A 24,046-nucleotide genomic window follows, 5' to 3' on the forward strand; every position below is an offset into this window, starting at 1 on the left:
TTATTAACTAAAAATGTCAAACCAGAATCGTTGGATAATTGGGATAGGTATTCTAACTGCAATTTTAGCTATTGCGACACCAATTTATTTATATATTAAGGATTTTTATGCTCTTCCACGTTCGACTAACCCTTCTGATTGGGGAACATTCGGAGACTATATAGGTGGAATTCTCAATCCAATCGTTTCATTTCTAACGTTGATAGTGACAATAGTGATAGCTATCAACATTAGAAGAATTGAAAGTCGAAACCACGAAGAGACTGTTCACAATCCAGTCAAACCTTTTTTTGTTATTGGCGACGGTTACTTTTATTCTTCAGACATTTCTGCCATTGGACCAAGTGTAGAAAAAGACTGTTATGGTTATACTGAACCGCAAGAACCAGCAGGGCAGTTTGACTATCAGAATAAGCAATTTTATCTGAAAGTATCTAACAAAGGTATTGGTGTTGCAACAGATGTTATTGTAACCTTCGAAATTAACTTAGAGGAATTAGCAAAGTCTCTTAATATTGATGACCCAAAAATTAAGACGACTGTAAGTGCAATTAGAACAGATGAAGATGGGCGTGACTTCATTGTTTTGACAATTGATGCAGAAGAGCATTTTCATTACAAAAGTTTATATTCTAAAATACTAGCTAAGGAAAAACTTCGTCTTGGAGTAATTGAAAAAGACAAAGAAACTTCGGCAGTAGTGCCTTCACAAATGATGGCTGCATTCCAGTTGCAAAACCTTATCCGTAGATTAAAGGATGGCGATTTAGTGTTTCCTACTTTACTTGTCACTTTTGATTACAAAAACATTTATGGCAGAGAACTAAGTACAAAATTTCGAATTGGACTTGTTTATGTTCATGATTATGGTCGTTATACAGTGTTTAGATTATTGCAAGAACAAGTGTAATCCCTTCAAGTTCTATGATTACAAGTATTATTGAGTTTCCACAAGGAAAATGGCTAAAATGGCGTACAATCGAGTAGACGGCCCCGCCAGCGTTAACTGACGGAGTGCGCCTCTCACACCACCCTGCGTACGGTTCGCGTACAGGGCGGTTCGTTAAGGATAGCACAGCCGCTCTTTACACCAGCTGTGCCCTTGCCCTAATTTGGGATAAGGCTAGCAAACTCGAACATTTGAACCTCCTTGTCGGATTTCGGGCAGCTTAACGTTCAGTCCTTCATCGCCCTGTGAGGCCTCCGCAGCGCTTACGGCTCGTTTCCAGGCGATTACTATGACCTCTGCTGACTCCTTGGCCCATAGAAACCGAATCTATTCCAAGGCCTCCCCAGGTAAGACGCTTATCCTTCCACCTAATCCTGCTGCATCTACACGGAGCCGTTTGTTGGCCAAGGGCTTCACAAAGATGTGCTTGCTCACCCACGACTCCCTGCCTCTTATGCAGTTTCTGTTCGTCAGTTCAGGTTTTTGCAGTCCTGCTTCCTTCAGACTAATCCTCACGAATTACGCCCTTGCAGCTTGCTTATCGGCTTCACCAACTTGCCGATAAGGGATTTGCACCCTCTGGATAATCTGAGTATATTTCATAGGAAATAACACTCGCGCCATGCTGGGCGCACACATTGCATAACCGCAATGCCTGCTTTTTAGCTTCGTCAGAGAGTACTCAGGTAAAGGAAATTTCCTTTCACTAAGAATATTCATCTTAATTTTACGGCACTGACGGTTATGCGTGACCGGTACTTAACATAATTTAATTTATAACCTACTGAATTTAAGTAGTTTATAATTGTCTTATAATTTGCATTATGTTAAGCGAGATTATTCAAAGCCAATATTCTTTAGCAACTCTCGTCCCCTATCTGTTGTAATGTACTGCTGTAAGGGGCTATTGGGTCGGTCCTTAATAGTCCGGTCTAATAAGCCTTTCTCTAATAAGGGATCGATATAGCGTCTCACGTTGTCTGTGTGGTTGGCTAGGCCCAGCCCGTCCACCAGAATCTCTTTTCGTTTAGCCGGTTTCAGCGTATAATGTAGAACCTTCAGATGCTCTAGTTGTAGGCTCTTTGCCAGCTCTTCTTCAGCTTGGTCGCTAACTTGGTCGCTAACTTGGTCGCTCCCGACTAAGCTATCTTCTAAAAAGGCTGGTTGGCAGAAAATCTCTACTTCAAAGAAGGTACGGTCATTATCAGTTCGAAAAGTGGGCGCATAAGAACCGTTGTTTTCCAGTACCCTCTTGATGGTAGGGATACCAGTAGCTCTGCCCTCTGTTAGGTCCAGTTCCTTTAGGAAATCGCCCAAGCGGCGGTTGCGGTAGCGCCGGGGTCTGATACGGCCATTATCAAGGTCTTCCTGGCGAATAGAGCGATCTGGACCACCATAATTAAGAATGACAATGGAGTTGGGGCTAATTCGAATCTCCACTTGTTCCCTTACCATGTAGTCTCGGTGGTACAAGGCGTTGGCCACAGCCTCTTCCAGGGCAGCGTAGGGATAGTTCCACACACGCACGGCTTCTGCCTTTCCAGGTTGCTTGATAACCTTCTCCCTTAGAAAATTAATCTGTAGCACTTCCAGCGTCTTGCGGATCATAGAAGGCACTGGCCCCGTGATCTTGGGAAACTCTGTGAACTCTGGGTCTCCTTCACCCTTAGGAAAGTACACCACGTCCACCCATGTAGCGGGGAAGAACTTTTCCGGATGCTCATTGAACATCATCAGCGCCACGTTGCGTGGGAAGCGGTGCTCTACAGGGCCTTCCACCAGCAGCATCTGCTCCAGCACATCTGCCTTGCTCCGCTGCTCTGTCCACTCCAGCAGCCTACTCCCCATCTTTCGCAGGTGGTCCTGCACCAACACCATGGATACGTCCTCTAGGCTCGCCTGCGTGTTAGGTCGGTCATCGAAAGGCACCTGGTTGGCCAGGCTGATCAGTTCCTGCTGCGTCTCTTGATCTGCCTTCACAGAGTTAGCGTAGCGCCGAATGTAGTAAAAGTACCTTTTCTGGCTGGCTGTGATCTGTTCCGGAACCTCATAAGGACGATTGGAGCCGCCAGGCACCCAAATAGCCAGAATCTGCTGCCCGTCCACCTCTTCAATGAAGACCTTTGGGCTGTAAATGGGCCTGATCAGGTTGTTGAAGCCGATCATCTTCTTTTGAATTTCAGCGATCTCCGCAGCAGAGAGCCCCTTTAAAGGCCGTTTGGCCACTCCGTTTACCTCGACTATACCAACGATGATATAACCCCCGCCCGTGTTTTCAAAGTCATTAGCAAAGGCGCAAATGGATCGGTAGATGGAGTCTGGATTCCAGCCTTCCTTGAACTCGATTCGGTCTGACTCCACTGATCGGTGGTGTAGCAGGTCTTCAATATGGATGTGTAGCGGCATTGGGTAAAAGTAATATAGTACTGCGAATCGGCAATGACAACATTAAGTGTGAAGATGTTGCTATTATAGGACAACATCAGCTCACTAAATTCTTTCTTCAGACAACTCTGCTTGGTTAAAGAATAGACTTTTCTGCTGGTGTGGTGTGACTGACCACCCTTAAATTTGGGAGGAGCTCAACATCTTAGCATATTGATGATTACATTGATCTCAAGTATGTTACATGTACGATCTGCTATAATAATTAGCAGCACACCTTAGTATTTCAAGTAGAATATAGTAATTTGAGTAATAATTTTTGAATCTTAAAATAATATAAAATAAGTTTAAAAAAATATGCTTTCACAAATACAATACGCTAAGGGTTGTATCTACAAAAATGGCAAAGAGTATGAACCTATAAATTTCTTTTTAGAGGCTCTACCCCAAAGTAAGACCTTTGATTTACTATTAGGATATTTCAGTTCCTCCGCTATAAACGTCCTTGCACTAGGATTTGCTCACTTCATTGCTAAAGGCGGGAAGATGAGGGTAGTAATCAATGACGTGTTATCAGCGCGGGACAAGGAAATCATTCTAAAAGCCCAAGAAAAAGATATAAAGCCTTCCCTATTTTCCCCTAATGACTTCTTATCCATCAAAGAAGGACTTGATGATTATGGCCGCCATTTCTTTAACTGTTTGGCTTGGCTCATTAGCACGAAGCGAATAGATATTGTTGCCATTCGACCCAAAGATAAAAATGGTATTTCTCACTACAAGTCTGGTGTTTTCAGTGATGGGGATAATCAGGTTCATTTTACAGGTTCCTGTAACTTCACTGCCAATGCCTTATTAGAAAACCTTGAGGAAATTACCTTAAGGCGTTCCTGGGTGTCAACTTCAGAGTCTGAGTTCATTTCAGAAAGTATAAAAGACTTTGAGAAAATGTTTTCTGGTCAGGAGGAGTATGTTGATTATATTAATATAGAAGAAATAGAAGGAATAATCTTCAACCAATTTGGTGATAAAGACTTAGACGCTCTTTTGATTCAGGAATCACAGCTTCTGGCCAAAAAGAAAAAAAGCATATCTAAAAACAATGCTTTAAAACAAAAATTAGAGGAATTAGAAGTTTCCTTGCAGCAATTACAGCAAGAACCAAAGTTTCCATTTCCCCAAGGTCCTCGGCCTTACCAATTACAAGCTTACCAGAATTGGGTTAATAACGGATACCAAGGCTTATTTGCCATGGCTACTGGTACTGGCAAAACCATTACTTCCTTAAACTGCATTTTGGAGGAATACAAAAGAAGTAGAGAATACAAGTTTATTGTATTAGTACCTACCATTGCCTTAGCTAATCAATGGCAACAAGAAGCATATGAGAAGTTTAACTTTCAAACTGTAACCCTATGTTCTAGTAAACATGCAGGCTGGGAAAGTGCGCTCAAGCAATACGGCAATAACATGACTTACGGCACAGACTGTAATTTTTGTATTATTGCTACTTACGCCTCATTTAGAGGGAAAAAATTTCAAACCTTATTTAATCAATATTTTGGAAAACATCTTCCTAAAATTACCCTTATTGCAGATGAAGCCCATACTTTTGGTTCCTCTCAACTATTAGCTATTTTACCGCATGAAATCAACAAAAGGATTGGCCTGTCTGCCACTCCCGAAAGAGTATATGATCAGGAAGGCCAAAACCAACTCTGTGAATTTTTCAATTCTCACCCACCTGAGTATACTTATGTATATAATATGCAGAAAGCAATTGAAGATGAAATCTTATGTCGTTACAATTATTACCCTAAGTTTATAGAATTAACCTCTGAAGAGCTAGCGACCTATCGGGAGATCACCAAAAAACTGACCAAATACATTGATCCAGCTACAGGAAAGTATCGGGACAATCCCATTGTTAATAACTTGCTTATTCAAAGAAAAAATGTAGTTCATAAAGCTGCCAAGAAAGAAAACTGTTTGACAGAAATTATAGATGAAATAGGGGTTGATAAGTTTAAATACGCTTTCATTTATGTTCCCGAAGGAAATGAGCCGCAATATGCAAAAATTGATACAGTAGAATTCAATGAGGAAGACAATAGAATTATAGATAACTATACCGAAATCTTACACAAGGATTACAACTTGCGTTTGCGCAAATTCTTAGGCGAAACAACTGACCGAGATGAAATACTAGGGCAGTTCTCTCGTGGTGAACTTGACGCCATCTTAGCTATGAAGTGCTTAGATGAGGGAGTGGATGTACCAAGAACTCAATATGCTATTTTTTGCTCCAGTACTGGAAACCCGCGCCAATACATCCAACGCAGGGGCCGGGTACTCCGCACCCATAAGGATAAAAAGATGGCTTATATTTATGACATGGTCGTAAAGCCCCCTATTGACATTACTCAAGGCGAATCCAAAGAATACAAGTTAGAGAAGAACCTCTTGAAAAGTGAATTGAATAGATTGATAAACTTTGCCGCCTTGGCTGAAAACAAAATGTACATTTTGAGAGAGATAGAAGACCTAGCCCAAAGCTATGATATTGATATTTATGAAATGATGAACAACGAATTAGAAAAATATTAACCAATGAAAAAGAGTTTAAATGATAGCCTCCGGGAAGAATTTAGCAATATTCTCGAGGATGAAGAGGTAAAGCAGTTAGTGGAAAAAAGGAAATTAGAGGCCAGCATTATCAAGGGGGCTTTTGAAAAACTATTAGCGGGAGAACGATTTTTAGAGGCCACTGAACAAGATATTGAAAAGACAAGAAGTGAGTTTGAAAATTATATATTGAACACTCTGAAAACAAAACAACATTAACATGATACTCCGCCAAGTTATTATAGCCAACTTTTTCTGCTACTTAGACAAAAATGTCTTTGATTTCACAGAAGGGTTAAACATTATTTCAGCTAAGAATGGAGGCGGGAAATCCCAATTCTTTAATGCTATCTACTGGGTTTTCTTTGATAGAATATATTCTGACGAAAATTCAAATAAAAAGAAATGGCAAATAGCCCAAAACGTTAGAATATATCCTGACAAATTTGCCCATGATTTGCCCATAGGAGATGAGTTTACAACTTCGGTTGAGATAACCCTAGATGCTTTGGATTACCAAAGTCATTCAAGCTCAACAGACGATAAAGTTCGCTACACCTTCACAAAAGATATAACTTTTAAAAAGAAGGGACAAATAATTGTAAACAACCTACCTGCTGATTTAAGGATTGAATACACCAAGGACGGTGAGACCCATATTGTGAATAGGGCCCAGCACGAAATGCTCCTGGACTTTATTTTTCCCAGAAGCATAAGAAAGTTTATGTGGTACCAAGGTGAAACCATGGATTTAATTTATGATTTCAGCAACGACTCTACACTAAAGCATGCTATCAATGAAATCTCTTATTTCCCAAAGTATGATTTCATGGATAAAGTGGTTAAGGCTTCTGAAGTAAGCATTAACAAAAAAATTGAGAAAGAGTTAAACAGGCAAAATAAGCTTACTAAAGAAGAAAACGTTATCTATGCTGACATTGCAGCAATAGAAAGGACAATAGAGGGACTTGAATCAAGAGTGCTGCTATATACCAACGATATACAATACTATGAGGATGAAATAACTAAAGTAGAGCAAAAGCTAGAAGGTTTAGATCATTTTATGGAATATAAAATGAAATTAACTAAGCTTGAAGCAGACCTAACTGTTGTAAAGAGCGAAATAGAAAATATTGACAATAACACTAAAGAAAGGTTAATAAACAAATGGATGTTGAATGGTTGTGATAAGCTTATAAAAGCCTCAGAATCCAAATTAAACGTACTAAATAGTGAGATTCAAGAAATAAATAAGACCCAAAATCCGGTCCCTACTACTTTGCCTGGCCCAGAGTATGTAGAAAGAATGCTAGAAGACAAGGTATGTTATATTTGCGAACGCACCGTCGAGGAAGATTCTGAGCCTTATTTTGCCTTAAAGCGTAGAATGAACGATTTTGAGAAAAGTGCTCAAAATAAAATGCTTCAAGACAATTATACAGAACTTAATAGATATAAAAGGCAGCTATTAAAAGACCTACCCTCAATAAATTCTGAAATAGTTGAAAATAATAAAAAGATAGACAGTTTAATTAGCAAACGCAATAGTTTAAAGAAACAGATTAATAATATTTTCACGGAACTTGGCTCTGACCAGCGAGCAGATTTAGAGCAAGGAGCTAATATTGCCCAAAATAATACACAGAAATTAAAATCGCATCGTGCAGATTTAGCAACTAAACATAGATACTTAAATGGGGTAAATTCTGATTTAAGCAGTCAAAGAACCTTGCTGAATGAGAAAAAAGCTATACGGGATACTTTTGTCAAGAAAAGTGATACAAGTTTAATAGAAAGTGTAGCTGCTAATTATATCAAGATGTTTGTTGCAGGAATCAACAAATTAAAAACCATAGCTTATACTAACTTAATAAATGAGTTGGAGGCAGAAAGCAATAGGCTTTACTCACTTTATTTGGGTGGCAAACAACAGGGTAAAATTATTTTTAAAGATGGTGTGCGAATTGTGGATGTAGCAACAGAACAACCATTGGTAGATCTAAACACGGGGGAAATTGTAGCTGAAAAGCTCTCTGTGGCTAATTCATTTCTTTCCTTAAGTGCTAAGAAAATGAACCGGTCTTATCCTTTGATTGCCGATGCCCCCTCTTCTGACCTAGATAGTGACAATACCTTTAATTTAACGATTAATATTGGCAAATCTTTTGATCAGATTATCATCATGTCAAAAGATTATTCTCAATTTACTGACAGCCAATTGAATGATCTTATTGAAAAGGCAGATATTAAAAATTTCTACAGCATTGAAAATATCTTGATAGACCAGAACGGTCCGAACTCAAGAACCAATAAAAGATCAGTGACGACTAAAGTTAAATAAGGAATGAAAGATAGATTAATAACCGACGTCAATAAAAAAAAGGTTTGGTATGGTCCGGAAGTCTTGAAGGTGAGAGACTTGTTTAGTAGAAAAGAAGAGAAAGGTTATAATATTACTAGGTCAGATGACAAGTTTTTCTCCAATTATTGGCAAGTTTATGCTTGGGCGGCCATCATTGGGTTTATGAACGATAAGCGTGAAGTAGGAGCAAACTTAGATAATCGAACTTCTTTTGAGTACCAGGTTATTTATAACGCTTCAGAAAGCATTGCATATGCGCTTATTTTAATGGCAGTTGGCAAAATCGAGGAAGAAACTTCTGCTGAAATCCTAAATGCACGAAATATCTTAACCATAATTAGTGAATATGCCGAGGGCGGAGCCAAGCATGTATTAGAGCTACGTGGTACCCCTGGTTTAGAAAGTCGGTTTAATAATGCAGATGATTACTTTAGAGAGATTTTTGAAAGGGTTAAAGTTCCTGCATAAATAATTGAGTGCCTAATTGAGATAAAATAAAAGAGTCAGGATTAAAATTCTGACTCTTTTATTTTATTCGAAACCTTCTATATTGAGCTTGGAAAAAGCCCTTGTACCCTTAAGCTTGTTTTTACAAGTTTCAGTAACAGTAATTATAGTACCAAAGAAACGAATTCCCGATTCATCGTCTTTTATTATGTCTTCAATTCATTCTTAAATATCTTCCAAAATTTGCTCAATATTAGAATTATCCCAGCTTTATTCTCTTTAATAGAGCTGAATATAAAAACCTACTCCTGATCGTTGATAATATTCAAAAACACTTCTGTTCTCAGTATTAAATGCTTGTTCAATATTGATCATACATAAGTAATAATACGTACAAGGTAAAGCCAGTGAATTTTTCTTCAAGGCTTATCATCACTATTTTCTTGAAAATAGTAAATTGCTTCATCATAATGAGTATCAGATATCCCACCTCGCAACAAATAGGAAGCTAATTTTCTTATTATATCATTTGTTAAATCATCTACTAACGAAATTACATATTCAAATTCCTCTAACAATATAGCAGCACTTATTGTATGAACTTCAACAAAATCAACAAATCCTCCTTTAAATTGAGGAGTTCTTGGTAAAAATCTAAGTCTTTCACCTACTAAATTGTCAGTTATCTTATTACTGATTTTTTTACTGCCGTCTTTAGGCTTAAGAAACGCACTTACATCTTCTTGGTTTACATCTATAATTGAGCAGATTAGTATGTTGTTGAAATTTTTGTTAGCTATATTACATCTTGGGGTAGCAATAAAAACCAATGAATTATTTTCTTTGTTTTTAAAGATATCTCCTGTCCAGAATTTATAACCTTCACTCCTTCTGTAATAATGTTCAATTGCATTAACCTTTACACTTTCATTATTTTCTCTAATTCCAATAGTGTTTTGATACACTGATCTTATTCCAATTCTTTCGAAGACTTCAGTTGTTCTTTCAATAATATTATTTGGATTTGCCTTTTCAATCGAGTTTATAATTTCATGCACCTCTTTTGGTTTGAACTGACATACAAATGAATTATGAATTTCCTTCATGATTTTGTTTTCAAGAGTCCCGCCCCTTGAAAAGATATTTAAAAAACCACATACACTCATTTTTTGAATTAACCCAACAATCTCATTAGGAGAACGTGTGGTTTTTAATATCTTAAAAACAGTACCTTTATCTCCAAGTTCTTCAAATTTGCTTAGGTATGCACTATGAATAAAAATAGGAACTCTATTATTCTCATATTCTTCTAGGATATATTGAACAGATTTAAAGGTATTTGAGTCATCTTCAGATTTATCATTTGATAAATCCATGATAAAACATTTAATACGATGTTTTGTATCCTGATTAGATGTGACAGCTTCATATTCACTGTAAGTCCTACAAAAAATTAATTCCATAGGAAATTCAACATCCTCAAATAATTGGTTTAAGGACGTTATAACTTTTTCATCATCTTCAAGGATCAGGATGGCATCTCCGTTATTTTGGTCACTCATATAAATTAAGAATTTGATTTTTTAATATAGAATACAGGACCAAAAGTTAAGTTATCAGCCCAAATTTCCCATCCAATAGTGTCTAACATAGTCCTTGTGAAAGAAAGACCTAAACCAGTGGCATTATTTTCTCTTTTCCCAGTAATACCATATTCAAATATTATTTCAATATCTTCTTCAGTAATTAACGGGCTAGTATTACTTATTGAGAAATAGTTTTCATCAATCAATTGCATATTGATAATTTTCTCTTTGTCAGTATGATCTAACCAATACATAGCATTATTTATAATATTTAAAAATGCTATCCAAAATGGATATTCTACGTCCTTGATTGAATATTTATCAAGAGAGGTATTTATATTTATTAGTATTTTATCTTTTTCAATTTTATCTCTGAATAAATGAAGAACCTTTTTAAAAGTGTCTATCGGTTTAAATGTAGATGCTTTGGATTTACCAATTGCAGGTTGCAATGAGTCTTTAAGATCTTCAATTGTCAACAATGCTGACTCAATATTCAAAGATCTACTTTCCAAAATGCCTCTTAGTTTAGTATCTTCAATTTTTTTAATATTATTGTTAAGAGAATCTAACGAACCTCCAATTGCACTTAATGGTTGTGACAGCTCGTGGTATACTAATTCTAATCCTGTCCCTAGAGTTGCGAGTCGTTGTGAAAGAGTTAATGACTCTTGCATATTATCTAGAGCTGAATTAGTTTCAGTTATGAACTGTTCAGCAAATTTCTTTAAAGCTTCATCCTGACTTCTTGAAGAAAGATACTGTATGAATTTTTCTGAATCTGGGCGTTGAAGTTTACTAATAGCCCTTCCTCTTCCCATGCCATGGAAAAGTCTATATTTAGCGCGGCGTCTGCCAGCATCTAATAAAATATAATTTATGATTTTTCTAAAGATTATAAATGCTTTGTTTTCAAAAAAACCCTCTCTATTCGTTTTTTCGCTAAGGCCATCATTTTGAGGAGAGTATAAAAAGGTATACCCTAAAATTTGGTTTGGTCCTAAACTAATAATGTGCCTCTTTACCCGTTGAGCGCCTAATCCCAGCCAATCTTTATCTTCTTCACCATATGGCTTCACTCCAAACCCGTTCTTTGATACTTTTAATCCAAGATATTGATTCATTACTTGCATTGCCTCTCTTCTTCCAGAAGCTTTCAGTAACTTAGTCATTTTATCTTTTGAATCATCATCTAAATCATAAATACGTATATCAAAATAAAATTCCCCTACATCAGCATCTTGGTATTTATTTGGAATATCAGCTTCTTCTAGTGTATTTCGTACTCTTTGATCTTCATCTGATAGTACATACTTTGCTTCTAAACTAATAGGTTCCTCTCTTGTGTCTGTTTCTAATCTTTTACAAATATACTTACCAATAACATCACAGCTTTCAGTAACTTTACCGAAAACTCTATAATCATAAAATTTGATTATTTCGGATGGCTCAACATTAATAAATTCTACTTCTTTCTTTTTTTGATTTTCAATAAAGTTTATCCCATAATAAAGCTGAAATGTACCTGCCCCATTACTAATTCTTAATCTCTCCTCAATGATATTCTCATTTATTAAATCATTCTGAATTTGTTCATTTAATTTTAATGGTGTAACTAAATCAACTAAGCTCTTATAGAAAGTTGTTGCATCTAAACCTCTGAAATTTATTTCTTCTTCAATTATTGTTTTTACTGAATTGTCAACATCTTGAAGAACTATCATTGTGCCTTCAGAAAAGTCCTTGAAAGGCGTGCATGATAGGAGGTGAATTAAATTTCCATTTCTTTGTAGCTCATTTTCTAATAAAATTTGTTCATTAGAAAACAATAAATTAAAATCAGATATTTTTCCGCCTGGAAAGGAAACACTTTCAAGTAATCCTTCAATTCTAAATATTTCTCGATCAATCCTTAACCAATTGAATTCCTTTTCATTTTTTCTTTTAGTCACTACTGTTAAATAACGACCAAGAGCCATTGCCGCTAATCTTCCAATCCCTTTAGAGCCTAAAAATCTTCGTTCATATATTTCACTTTTCCTTAGATCTTTATCTTCATCTCGTTTTGTACTTCTTGAAGTAATTAACCAATTGCCAAATAAAGTATCATAATCCATTCCTAATCCATTATCTTTAATGATTAGAAAGTTCTTTATAGGGTCTTTATCATACTGAGTATACACCCAACACTTATCTGCATCTGCATCATAACTATTCTTAACTAATTCGTTAATTGCTGTTGATGGATGACCAATCTGCTCCTCGCCCATTTGTATAATGGACATAGCACCAGAAGTAAATTTATGTTTTTTTATATCAGGCATTTTTAACAGGATTTAGATCAGATGATTAAGATAGTATAATTTAATTTTATTAAGTTTTAGCGTTAAATTAGTTGTTGCATTATCAACTTGATGTTTATCTTTATATTTTTATAAATATTTAATTATATCCAATTAATTGATAGGAATAGTTTAAATAAAGCAAGCAGCACATCCTTCTGCCTCTGAATCATCTAATATATCGAGAAGAAAAGGTGATTTTATATTTGACTGATTGCGTTCTTGACGTTTAATATAGTCTTCTTTAATTTGCTTTATTCTTTCTGACTGGACAAGTTCTAATAAAGTTTCTTCTTGATTCCAATTATAGCCTGCTTTTTCGTAATCTAATGCTTTCTGAAATAGCTCAGGATGTTGTTCATAAAGCCAGACCCATTCTATTTTCTGTTGGAAGAAGCAGAAATAACAACCTGAACGGCTTCTAGCATATTGACCTTTCTTATTCTCAACTTCAAAATCCACTTTTTTATAGTAAGCAGGCACCCCTACTCCACTTTCCTCAAGTATTCTAAAAATATCATCTCTTACCAGAACTTCTTCATTATCCAGGAGCGGAAAATCCTCCTCTTTAGCCAACGGATAGTCTGTAGATTTAAGAAATTCAAAGATGAGCCGGTTGGTCTCCTTAATTCCTTGGTTGAAGAGCTGGTCCATTTTGCTTTGCTGGTTAAAGTTCAAAGCAATGGGTTTAGCTAATATATCAACAACTTTGTCCCTCCTTCTACCAAGGTCTACAATACCTGTTAGAGCAATAAGCTTTTCTTGATTGTTGTTATTGATAAATTTGGTGATTACATCTTCACTGAAGATGTTCTTTCTAAAGGGGAATATAGATTGTATGTTAGATTTCTTAGAGATGTATCCTTCTCGGTCTTCATCTCCCCTTATCCCTACATAAGAGACTACTAAGTCATTGCCGACATACTTCTCAAAAGGCTCAAGCTTCAACTTCTTAGTACACCAGCGCGAGTTGGAGGAAGGCAAATAGCCACCGTACATTTTCAGAAAGTGATCAAAGGAATCCACGTGGCTTCCTTCGGCTGCCTTCAACAATGTGATCTTCTTTCCTAGAAAAACCTCTAGGTTCTCTATGAGTTGGTAGGTTTCATCTAATTCCTTCCCCGTATCCGTGGTATAGTAATCAATGTCTAACGTAGGGTAGTTCTGTTTTAGGTAAATAGCTAAAGCGGCACTGTCTTTCCCTCCTGAAATGCCCAATACATGCCTTACATTACTCATTTTGATACTATTTCTTTTAAAAGTTTGGCTAATGCCGCAATATTTAAGCTATTATCTTTTGAGAGCACTTCTGCTATAGATTTCTTGATGACTTCTACCTCATCATTCTTAGCCTTAGGCAATCTAAGGATACTTCGGGTAACTCCTGCTGCAAAAGAGTCGATTTGAAATCCTAAAACTTCTTCTTTCTCTTCATCAATCTCTGTTTGAGAAAGCTCCGTTAAGCTATCTAAGTCTAAAATTAACGTCTTGAACTTTTCATACAGCAGAATCTCTTCTTCATCCTTCAGATTCTCCAAGGATTTGCCTACAACTGCTTGACCTATTGAATTCAACCATGCCTTACGGTCATCCAATACAGAGTCTAGACGTTGGATAAAAGTCTTCTGGTACGGCAATAGCATATGTTTCTTCAGCTCTCTGTAGCGTAGCTGTAGTTTGCTCTTATACTCCTCAAAAGAATACCGTTCATATAGCAACTCATCTTGAATAAAGTCTTCAACTCTATCTACTAGTCCATCATAGCTAGTTCTTACCTCCTTGATTGCATCTTGTAACGTAGTGATGTAGTCGTTCAAACTAATAGCATCCGTTTTTAACTGACCAAAAGAAATGCCTAACGCACTTGGGAAATCATCAAAGAAGGTTTTCTCTGGGTCTTCCGATTTAGAAATTGCTGTGCGTATAGCCAATGCCTCTCTGCTTAAGCGCTTTGTATTTTTAGCGTATGCAGGTAGATCTCTATAAAAAGTTAAGAACGGCTTGATGGTCTGGATAAAAGTCTGGTTATCTACTTTCTCCTTCACCTCCTGGTTTAAGAACAAGCGATAACTATTGAAGATATCTAATTTTACGCCTTCAATGTCAAAGGCCTTTACCCAAAAAGCTTTTGGCTCTTTAGAGATAAGTTCTAGGATTTCATCATTCAGGATAGGAATGTAGCCATTCTCGCCAAAGAGAGCCAAATCATTCCGTTTCAAGAACAGGAAAGTTGGGACCCAGAAGCCAATTAGACCTTGTTTTAGCTTTATAGGCCGTTTATTTAGCTCTTCTACAAATTCAATGAGATTCGTTTTTTCCTGCTTTGCTTTATTTAGGAAGTTAAGTGAGCAATTCCACAGTGCTTTAAAAGATGATACTTCTGAAACAGAAATGTCCTGTCCTACTACATCTATGTAGGGAGAAAGACCATTCTGTTTTAGTAAGGTAATGTAAATGGTTTTCTCTGCCGGGAATTTATCTGATGGAAAGCCTAGGTCTTCTTGCATCCAGTGATTAGCCAAGGCTTTAAAATAATTCCTTTTGGCACTATGGATTGCTCCTGAAATACGGTGCTTGTTTACCAGTTCATTATTGAAGGTTGGTGTATCCGCATATACTTGAAGGCAAATCAAAGACAAAAGCACAACAAATCCCTTTCGATCCGCGATAGTCCGCTTTTCACCATTCCAAAACCAAACTACTTCACTTTTCTCCCCAAACAAATTTCTGTCAATGTAATGTTGGAGCAATTTCTTCTGGTGAAGTACAATATTCTCTAGCTCCCTTTTAGCAGTTTTATCTTCTCTGTTTTCTTGTAAGACCTTTTCTGTTTTCTCAATCTCATACAAGAGACTTTTTATCTCTCTGGAGTTCTTGAAGTACCCATACAATATAGCCTCTTTCTGTTCCTTTGACGCTTCTTGAACTTCATCGATACTTAATCTTTCATTGAAGATCAAGTTAATGAAGCCATCTATTTCCCCTTGCGGAACATCCGTATCAAGGTTCTCTCTAATCTGGTAACTAAAGTACCGTGGAGTGCCTTTCCAGTAAAAATATGATCTAGCTAGAACTGGGTCTTGATCTAAATACTTTTCCAAGACAGTTTTGACATCTGTAATCTCGTTTACAGAGTCAGCTGCTTTCATCAACTCCCCTTCGATGTCTACATCTGTTCCTTCAAAAAGAATATACCGTTTGCTGTGGTTTCGGTACCGGATAATTTGCTTTGACTTGGATTCTAAGTCATTGATCAATACCTCAGCCTCTGGAATTCCTAAACAAAGCGTGGCGTAAGCAACCCAAAAGCTCTTATTCAGACTTGAACCAGCAGATGCATAGATGCTTAGAAGTCCAATTGCTTTTACTATTCTAGAATAGGCCTCTAAATTGGTCTCAAAGCTGTTTTCTACTTGCTCTAGCGCAGTTCTAATAGCCCCCCAAGCCGTAAGGTCTGGATTGTATTTCGAGGTGAGGAATGAGTAGAAGTTAAAATTTAGATAATCATAGACATTGGCCAAGTTGTAAAACGGGGATTCCGTCTTTCTGAACCGGGCAATACTCGTATGATCTGTTGCCTCTAAAAAGGAAAACAGAGACCGTTCGTTCTGTCCGTATCGTTGTAAGGACAAGGTCAAAACATTGGCAGCAAAGAGATCTAGCGGGTATATCTTCTCACTAATCTCATTACTGTAAGCCGTATTCTGGAATGCTTTAGTACCAGCAAATATTTTATATGCTGCTTTAACCTTTACCTTTGGTGCTTCAAAATTTGTGGCAGCATCAATATGTTCTGCAGCTAGAAAGAGTAGCTGTTCTACCGGCTCATTGAAGGTAATTTCTCTAAAGCGCCCTTTTACCTTTGTCCACTCCTGCCGCTGGGCAGGTGTTAGCCCATAAGCGTAGCTTTCAAACCCTTGGTGTATGGTGGTTACTAATACAATGTTGTACTCAGGATTGTTAGCAAACTCGGCCAACTGCTGAACAAAGTACAGCTCTTGTTCAGGGTTATTCTGGGCGGCGTATTCTAATAACTTACCAAATTCATCTATTTCAATGAACAGTAATCCGTTTTGTCCTAAGTCATGGTATCTGTTGTAGATCTCAGATAGAACATTCTCAGGCAGGTTCTCTTTTGCCTCAACTTGTAAGGTTGCTGCTAAGGTTTCGATGATGCTGTTATAGGAGCCAACAACCTTAATGACTTCAAAATCGGGCTCCTGTAAAAATTTAGCGTTGAAATAGGGTTTTACACCTCTTAAGCTCTGCTCTAGGGCAAGCAGAAAAGAGGACTTGCCTGTTCCGTAAGATCCAATTAGATTAAATGCCCGAGTACCTTTTCTGAAATCATCCACCATTTGCCCTACCACCCGCTTTGCGTTAGGAGTAGGTATATAGAAGAAATCCTTCTCAGTATCTCTAATGATATTTATGGAGGGGGTGAAATTATTTTTCATAGTACAATTTGAGAATTTCTAAAGGCTCTATCTCCTTCTTAAACTGCAATTCTTTGATACCCGCTTGGTCTGTATAAGTAATGAAAGGGTATAGCTCAACCGCTTCTTCGATTTTGCTCACCAAACCTGCTCTATTTAGGGCAAAGATATTTCCTGGACTGTTTATGTCGTTTTCCAAGCTCTGCAAACTTATAGAAGCTCCGTAAGTAGGATTAAAGCAAATAGCATACAGAAGCACCTCTGCTGGCAGAGACAATCTTTCTGTATTGTCAATGTAAAAGAAGTCCTGTTTTAGTTTTTTGCCATTTTCTTCCCTGATCTGCATCATTGACTTCAGCAACCCTAGTTCAGTCAATATTCCAGAAAAGCTATCTTCTATGCTGCTCTTAGCGTCATCATTAGAGGATAAGTAAAGCTTACGGAATACATCGAAATCATCACCAACAGTTTTGAGGTTGGAGCCTAACCCTTTTTCTGTCTCAGCTTTCCTCTTTATATAATTGACAAAAGTGTCTTTGGTGAATTGGATCTTCTCTTTTCTGAATTCATTGAATATCAGAAAGTAAATAGAGGCCATTCCCTTACTCACCAACTGGTAATGCAGAAGCCAAAGGCTTGCGCTGTCCTCTAGAAAGGGATCCTTACCATCATCACCTAGTAAGAATGAACCAAAATCAGTTATGGCATCTTGGCTATCTACAATATTGAAGGCTTTCAGCCAGTATCGGATGGAAGCTACCATGTTCTTACCTACCCCTAAATCAACCACCGCGCTTTCGCTATGGAATGACCCTCCTGCTTTTATGTAGTCAAATCCTTTCTTCAACCAAAGTTGCCTACACTGAAAGGACTCATGGCCTGAAAAAGAATATTTAATACGTGGCTCGTGCTCACTTATCATTTGTATACCTAAAAAGTGTTTTTGCTCTATACCAAAGATAGGGATTCAAGCACACTTCTAACCATGCCAAATAAAATGTTGACTAAAAGTAGATCTGAAATACCTATGTTATAATTATTTACTTTATTCACTTTAAGGCGACGAGATTTTGAGAACTTACAGATTCGAATCTGAAGGTGTGTCAAAAAAAGTATAATCAAACTTACCCCACTTAGGACTCTGTAATACATGGATAAACAGGCATGTTTCCGTGTCAAGGGAAGCTATAGCTTTAAGTGATACGAATTCTAAATTAAGCATAACATAATCAAACTAATCAGTCTATATTCCTGTTTATGATTAACAAGGCTGATTCTGGTCTAAGTGCATTTTTGCTTCTTTCTACCGGCCCATCCGCGGCTTTGCTGCTAAAGCTGGAGCTTATCTAGGCTCAGCGCCTTGCTTGTGGTGATGGTGAAATTTGTCTGTTCTGGCATGGCTGTGTTGTTTTATTCATTTGATAATAGCGGGTCAAAGTATTTTTCAATATCGTCTATCCTATCCTCTGGCCGTAGCTTTGGAGTAAACATTGAATTATCTTCGGCTAAAATATAGTTCAGGTTAATATCTTTTTTTAGGTAATAGTTAAGTATTACCAGTAGATTTTCTACTGTTCCCCGCCCTGCTGCTTCAAAGCGCTGTATATTTCCTTGGTTTAAATTAGTTTCTTCAGCTAATTTAACTTGGGATAATTTAGGCTTGATTGATTTTCGTACTTCAACTAGCCTTTGCCCTATTATTGCTTGAAAATCTATTGAATCCATTGATGTCTATAAATAATCAGTGCATTTGTATAGATAGGTTTCATCTTCTATTCATAAATGCCTTTCTAGGTCTTGTACTCGGCATTGTCCGAATTAGGAGAATCGAACTCACTATTTGAATCTTCTTCTTTCGGATAAGCATTTGTTGCTTTAGGCTCTAACATATTTTTATACGCTGTGTATTCTTCTTGGCCCATCAGCTCCCGCACATACTCTTCCATGCCTAAATCGTTCTTTTCGTTCACATACCTACTGAAGCCTAAAACATTGCGGTAACTTTCAAAACCCTTTGCTTCCATATCCTTTCTAATATTCTCAGGCAAGCCATCTAGCCACTCCTTAAAATCTTGATCGGTAGGCTCGTGCTGCTCGGCAAGCTGGTGGTAGCGGTAGGCTGCGTTTCCGTAGCTGTACTGAAGTTCGTTAAAGTGCTGCTGCTCCTGGGGCAGTTGCTTAATTGTGGCCTCCTGTATTTGGTTGCAATCGGCTAGCGGGTGCTTTACTTTTATCATAAGTTTATGGGTTACATTGATTCTCGTAGAATCTTCTTACTATCGTTAAGTTGTTTTTCAAGCTTCATTACTTGTAAAGCATTAGCCTTGAATTTCTGTAATTCCACAATAGTTTTTTCCATTTCCTCCATCCTTTTTTTAGTGGGCTGGTAGTTATTCACTAAATAGACAAGCGTTTTATTATAGCCATTCACTGAAGGGTCAGGAACAGATTCTGCAATAGCAGTTATCTTGTCAAAAACGGTTTCGTCCGCACGGAAAGTAGTAGCCTGTTGCATATCAATATTAGATTAGGGGATTGTTAGCTTTTCCACTGGCATCATTCATTTGCTTTATAAAATCTGCATTTTGTAATAGGTATGGTGGTTTATGCTCAGGAAATTCAAGTTCAGTTTGCTTTACTTCGTATCCTTTTTAGTCCTTTTATGTTTTTTTTAAATGCCCTCGGATAATCCTCTTTGAGTTTAATAAGTATCTCTTCAGTTAGACTCACTGCCCTTTTTGGCGATTCCAAAAAAATTAGCTGGTTATTCATTTTGACAGACCGAATGTACTTTGACAACTGGCTAATTAAGCTTCTGTAACATGAATCTACCAGCTTTGCATTATGCTTATTGCAAGTATCTGCGCAAAATTCGCAGATACTTATATCTGACAATTGCTCTGGCATCGCTGAAAAAAGAAATAATTAGGCTTCTTTTTTAGCAGTTGAAAGAGTTTGGGGTAGATATGCTCAGAGTTGGCTATTTCGTCTATAAAACCACGTTCATTTTATTGTGACTATAGCACAATATACAAACCTTGTATATTTTATACAAATATTATGTATTATTTATTACGTAATATTTAATAAGTAATGCATAATAAGTATTTAGGTAACAAGTATTATGTAATACGTATTAATTACTATATATTATACAATAGTTGCCCTTTCTAATATAGAAAAGTTAACATAAAAAAAGCCTTGATTATAGAACCAAGGCTTTCAACTACTAAGGGAAAAAGTCATCTATACTTCTAATTCGCTAAAGCAAACATACATAGGACAAATCCTGACATGTTGAAAATAAATGAAACAGCACTCAGAGCTTTGTATGTTTCCCTCTCCATAAATGCCCTGCGGTCGTTCAGGCTCAATATAAACGTACATATTACTCCTATTGCTATGCATACAAAAGTTATATCGGCTAAGGCTCCCATAATCTGATTATTTAAATTTGTAAAAGATTTTATACGTGTCTTTTTACAAATTTGCCACCTAAACTAAACGCTCCAGCTTTGTACTAGGTTATATTCTGCTATCAAAAACGAGCTGGCCACGTGCGTACCTGGTTGAAGTTTGCTATCAGAAAAGCAGGAACTGGCAGCGGGTCTCCACTGGCTTCGCTATCACTGGCCCGAAGAATGGTGGCAAAAAAAACCAATCAAAAGAATCTGATTGGTTTTCTAGGATGGTTTGTCTTTCACCTTGCCTTATAGTTTAAATGTTCATCTACGCCGTTGGTGGTTTTTTCATCATAAGTGAAAGATTTCTCGTCAATCTTGATGTTGTTTTTATAGATAGTGAACTTCATGGTCATGCTCGCTGGACCATCGAGTGCCGCCCTGAAGCCAGTTTTTGTCTTTATATTCAGCTCTACAACATCTTTGGCTTCGTATGAGTAGATGGAAGTGGTTGAAAGGTGGGAATCTGAAAGTACCGTTGGCATGGCCTTCGTAGTGCCTGTTTCCACGAAATCACCCCCTCCGATAGTAATAATCTTAATGAACTTATCGAAGTCCCCCGACTGTGAGTATTCAACTTTGAAGGTGGCTTTATCTGCACCTGTTGGCGTAGGGTCGTTCTTTTTGGAACCGCAACCAGTTACCATCAGGAACAAAAAAAGAATGCTAGTTAATAGGGGGATTTTTTTCATGGTCAAATCATTTTTGGTTGAAAAATCAATATGCTCTCTGTTAGCTATAATCAGTCTACTTCAAATACCCTGTTGTCTTTTCGTGCCATTTCTACGACTTCCCTTAACGTGTCGGCCAAGTTGCTCAAGGGAATTCCCTTTAAAACTAGGTGTGGGTGGCTCCTGTCGGAGGATAGAATAGTTAGATTCATAGTCCCTATTAAACGCAAAAGGAAAGGCTGCATTTGAACTATATCTTTCACCCTGTAAAGCTCAATAAAATCTGTTGTAAGGGTAAATATCCCCCTGCTGTATTTAAGTCGTGATTTAGTCAATTCATAAACCGTTTGTCTAAGGTAATAATAATTATACAATACAATACTTAAACCGAATACTCCAATTGCTAGAATGTATTCAATGAAATCAGGAAACAGCGTACTTCCGAAAATAACAAACGGTATTATCAGCAGGTATTGAATGTTTAGAAGCAGCGCATAGCCACTTGTTGGGTGAACAACAATACTCTTTTCTGTCATATCTTCACCTTATAAGATTTCACTACTTCATTTTTGGGATGGATAATGTCGTTGAAGTCCTTGAAAGGAATACCGTTAGCCTCCCCTGTGGCTTTATGAACTTTGATGTTAGACCTTACGCCTGAAGCTACTTCAAAAGCTGATAGGCTTAATTTTGAGGCAGGAATCTCAAATTTTTTATCGTCTACCGTGAATAGTAGGCTATCAGACTTTTTCTCTGGCCTGTCTACCTGTTTTGTGGTTAGCCTTGCTGCTACTGCTATATCATACATTTTGCCTTGGTAGTCATTGTCGAAAACAGTGTGTTTTTCAGACTTTTCCCAATATTTCAAGGCTGACTGAAGCTGGCTCTTGGCTATCCCTCCCCCAAATGAAACTAAGGCTGCATTCTCGAAATCAATCTTATGCTTATTTAACTGGTAGAAGCTCATTAGGTCTATCGGGTTCTCCCCGAAGAATACCTTACTTGTTCTTTCGGGATTCCCTGCGAAATCTGCAATCCACATACCATTCTGCCTATCGCTCCCCGCTGCCACTCCTTTGAAACCGTAGTTCCTGATATCCCATCCTACAACTGCATCATTCCCTGGCCGTGTCAAAGGGAAACCAATATTATCATAGGCTTTTTCTTTCTCCGTATCTTTTATCAATTTGATGAAAGGTTTGAAATCCTGAACAGTTTCAACGTCAAGACCTCTTCCTTTTATAAGGTAGTGTAGCTTGAAAATAGAAGGCTCCTGTGCCTGATAGCGGCCGCTGTTGAACTCCTTAGCGGCTGCTGGTGCGCTGGAATGGGTGGAGATATTCTGCGGTTCGTTGGCAAACATCTTTAGGACATTGTTTACCCCCTGAATAGTATGCTGGTAGCTGACGTTGAACCTTTCTAGCCTGTTTTTCACGAACTCGATAACATCGCCCCTGTCGGTTGTACCATCCCGATTATAGTAGAGCTGTTTAACAGGGTCAATCAGTACTGTATCACCGTCTTTATGGTTGTATTCCAAGGTCTTACGACCTTTCTTCAGGTCAACTTCATAACCCAAAGATTCCGCAACTTGTGAAATAGGTACTTTCTCCCTGAATTCTTGAAAAGTCATAGCTCACGTGGTTTAAGTTAGCGTTTGAATCCTCTCGATGGCTCATTGCTTATTACAGGAGTTTCTGCTATCGCAATAGCAGCAGAAGGTCGTAATGAATTCTCTTTCTCAAAGTAGGTTTTCAAGCTTGAGTCTTTTATCTCAATCCCCTTACCATTCCCGGCGCTGGCTAAAACCAAAGTACCTTTCCCCTCATAGTGGTCTCTAGGCTTCTGCTGAATAGCTTGAAATTCTTTTTGATTTAAACTATCAAACCGTTCAACATTAACTGTATTCTTTTCTATCAAGTGGCTCACCCTTAGATAAATATCGTTATTGTTAAGGGCTAAATAGCTATCCTTTAGGGAAGGCTCGTTTTTGGGGTGGAAATTGACGATGAAGGCGGTAGTTAATTTGTTGTCCAGTTTTTGGCCTTCTTGGATATTCGGTGTTTCAACTAATGTTTTGGCCTGCTCCCGCTGCTCTTTATTATGGGGGCCAACAGTATTCTTTAACTGCTGGTCTGCCTGTAGGTTTATTTTCTGCTCGGAGAGCTGCACCGAATATCCTTTAGGCTCGTTCAGGTCAAGGCGTACTGTTACTGCTCGTTGGTTCGCTTTATCGTCCAGCTCTATTGCCTGCCCGTTTTTTAATGTTTCTTTCTGGCTGACAGTCAAGGCATTGTCTGCTATTATGTTAGGTATTTGTATATTAGCTACCCTAGTGGTAAGCATTTCCTTTGTGTCTTTATCCAGTTGGTGAATGTGAGGTTCCATCTGGCCGTTGAATGCTCTTGTATCTTTCACAATAGGCTCACCCTTCAGTAGCTTATCCCATTGCTCAGGGGTTGCCCCGATAGTATTTGCAGCTTTGGCTAAGACGGGGTGTATTCCGAGGGAGAGGGTGTTATCGGGGTTTCTGCTCAGGCTCAGCTTTACCTCCTGCTGCAAAGGCTGCATCCCTTCTCCTAGCGGAATACTCAATGGAACTAGGCTTGTTCTGCCACCATTCAGCATTTTGGATAAATCTTCATCCTTCATGTTGATAACGTCTTTCTTACTCATTCCTATCTGCTCAAACTGAGAATAGGGTAAGTCCTTGATATCAAAACTCATAGCTAAATTTGTTAAAGGTGAAAAATTGATTAAAACTTAGACAATATACAAAATT

The 24,046-nt window shown here is 37.7% G+C and carries 18 protein-coding genes; 5 read left to right on the plus strand and 13 right to left on the minus strand.

Annotated features, from left to right (window positions below; genetic code table 11):
- The first annotated feature begins 13 nt into the window (after nucleotides 1-13).
- Nucleotides 14-910 (plus strand): hypothetical protein, encoded by an 897-nt coding sequence (locus HHO50_RS19755; protein ID WP_181308767.1) that lies wholly within the window; start codon nucleotides 14-16, stop codon nucleotides 908-910.
- Nucleotides 911-1,786: 876 nt separating this feature from the next.
- On the opposite strand, the gene HHO50_RS19760 is transcribed toward HHO50_RS19755, so the two are convergent.
- Complete coding sequence (locus HHO50_RS19760) at nucleotides 1,787-3,355, minus strand: RNA-binding domain-containing protein (protein WP_181308769.1); 1,569 nt, start codon at nucleotides 3,353-3,355, stop codon at nucleotides 1,787-1,789.
- Between the two features lie 336 nt (nucleotides 3,356-3,691).
- Here HHO50_RS19760 and HHO50_RS19765 point away from each other — a divergent pair, with 336 nt between their 5' ends.
- The 4 genes from HHO50_RS19765 to HHO50_RS19780 are packed head-to-tail and all read left to right on the plus strand — an operon-like array spanning nucleotide 3,692 to nucleotide 8,789.
- Nucleotides 3,692-5,941, plus strand: coding sequence for a DEAD/DEAH box helicase family protein (locus HHO50_RS19765; RefSeq protein WP_181308771.1), 2,250 nt, complete (start codon nucleotides 3,692-3,694; stop codon nucleotides 5,939-5,941).
- 3 nt (nucleotides 5,942-5,944) lie between these two features.
- The gene (locus HHO50_RS19770; protein ID WP_181308772.1) at nucleotides 5,945-6,178 is read left to right on the plus strand and encodes a hypothetical protein; all 234 of its coding nucleotides are present in this window, start codon (nucleotides 5,945-5,947) and stop codon (nucleotides 6,176-6,178) included.
- Between the two features lies 1 nt (nucleotide 6,179).
- Nucleotides 6,180-8,300, plus strand: coding sequence for an AAA family ATPase (locus tag HHO50_RS19775; RefSeq protein ID WP_181308774.1), 2,121 nt, complete (start codon nucleotides 6,180-6,182; stop codon nucleotides 8,298-8,300).
- A gap of 3 nt (nucleotides 8,301-8,303) precedes the next feature.
- On the plus strand, nucleotides 8,304-8,789 hold the full coding sequence (locus HHO50_RS19780; RefSeq protein WP_181308776.1) for a hypothetical protein: 486 nt from the start codon (nucleotides 8,304-8,306) through the stop codon (nucleotides 8,787-8,789).
- Between the two features lie 398 nt (nucleotides 8,790-9,187).
- Here HHO50_RS19780 and HHO50_RS19785 read toward each other — a convergent pair whose 3' ends face one another.
- The 12 genes from HHO50_RS19785 to HHO50_RS19840 form a co-directional block, all read right to left on the minus strand.
- Nucleotides 9,188-10,330 carry a hypothetical protein gene (locus tag HHO50_RS19785; protein ID WP_181308778.1) on the minus strand — a complete coding sequence of 381 codons (1,143 nt, stop codon included), beginning with the start codon at nucleotides 10,328-10,330 and terminating at the stop codon, nucleotides 9,188-9,190.
- A gap of 5 nt (nucleotides 10,331-10,335) precedes the next feature.
- Entirely contained in the window at nucleotides 10,336-12,678 is a 2,343-nt protein-coding gene (locus HHO50_RS19790) for a sensor histidine kinase (protein ID WP_181308781.1), read from the minus strand.
- Nucleotides 12,679-12,828: 150 nt separating this feature from the next.
- Entirely contained in the window at nucleotides 12,829-13,935 is a 1,107-nt protein-coding gene (locus tag HHO50_RS19795) for a phosphoadenosine phosphosulfate reductase family protein (RefSeq protein WP_181308783.1), read from the minus strand.
- Complete coding sequence (locus tag HHO50_RS19800) at nucleotides 13,932-17,153, minus strand: hypothetical protein (protein WP_181308785.1); 3,222 nt, start codon at nucleotides 17,151-17,153, stop codon at nucleotides 13,932-13,934. Before HHO50_RS19800 ends, HHO50_RS19795 begins: the two co-directional genes overlap by 4 nt.
- Nucleotides 17,143-18,054, minus strand: coding sequence for a DUF4007 family protein (locus HHO50_RS19805; protein ID WP_181308787.1), 912 nt, complete (start codon nucleotides 18,052-18,054; stop codon nucleotides 17,143-17,145). Before HHO50_RS19805 ends, HHO50_RS19800 begins: the two co-directional genes overlap by 11 nt.
- Nucleotides 18,055-18,542: 488 nt before the next feature.
- Nucleotides 18,543-18,857: a helix-turn-helix domain-containing protein gene (locus tag HHO50_RS19810; protein WP_181308789.1), complete on the minus strand. Its 315-nt coding sequence runs from the start codon at nucleotides 18,855-18,857 to the stop codon at nucleotides 18,543-18,545.
- A 65-nt stretch (nucleotides 18,858-18,922) separates the two neighbouring features.
- Nucleotides 18,923-19,369 (minus strand): hypothetical protein, encoded by a 447-nt coding sequence (locus HHO50_RS19815; protein WP_181308791.1) that lies wholly within the window; start codon nucleotides 19,367-19,369, stop codon nucleotides 18,923-18,925.
- An 11-nt stretch (nucleotides 19,370-19,380) separates the two neighbouring features.
- Nucleotides 19,381-19,647, minus strand: a complete 267-nt coding sequence (locus HHO50_RS19820) for a hypothetical protein (RefSeq protein WP_181308793.1) — start codon at nucleotides 19,645-19,647, stop codon at nucleotides 19,381-19,383.
- Nucleotides 19,648-20,832: 1,185 nt separating this feature from the next.
- Nucleotides 20,833-21,285, minus strand: a complete 453-nt coding sequence (locus HHO50_RS19825; RefSeq protein ID WP_181308796.1) for a hypothetical protein — start codon at nucleotides 21,283-21,285, stop codon at nucleotides 20,833-20,835.
- A 50-nt stretch (nucleotides 21,286-21,335) separates the two neighbouring features.
- Nucleotides 21,336-21,800, minus strand: coding sequence for a PH domain-containing protein (locus HHO50_RS19830; RefSeq protein ID WP_181308797.1), 465 nt, complete (start codon nucleotides 21,798-21,800; stop codon nucleotides 21,336-21,338).
- Complete coding sequence (locus HHO50_RS19835; protein ID WP_181308799.1) at nucleotides 21,797-22,897, minus strand: DUF3991 domain-containing protein; 1,101 nt, start codon at nucleotides 22,895-22,897, stop codon at nucleotides 21,797-21,799. The genes HHO50_RS19830 and HHO50_RS19835 overlap by 4 nt, the downstream gene beginning before the upstream one ends.
- Before the next feature lie 17 nt (nucleotides 22,898-22,914).
- Entirely contained in the window at nucleotides 22,915-23,991 is a 1,077-nt protein-coding gene (locus HHO50_RS19840; RefSeq protein WP_181308801.1) for a DUF4099 domain-containing protein, read from the minus strand.
- Nucleotides 23,992-24,046 lie beyond the last annotated feature (55 nt).

The sequence above is a fragment of the Rufibacter sp. XAAS-G3-1 genome (genome assembly GCF_013623775.1).
GTDB lineage: Bacteria > Bacteroidota > Bacteroidia > Cytophagales > Hymenobacteraceae > Nibribacter.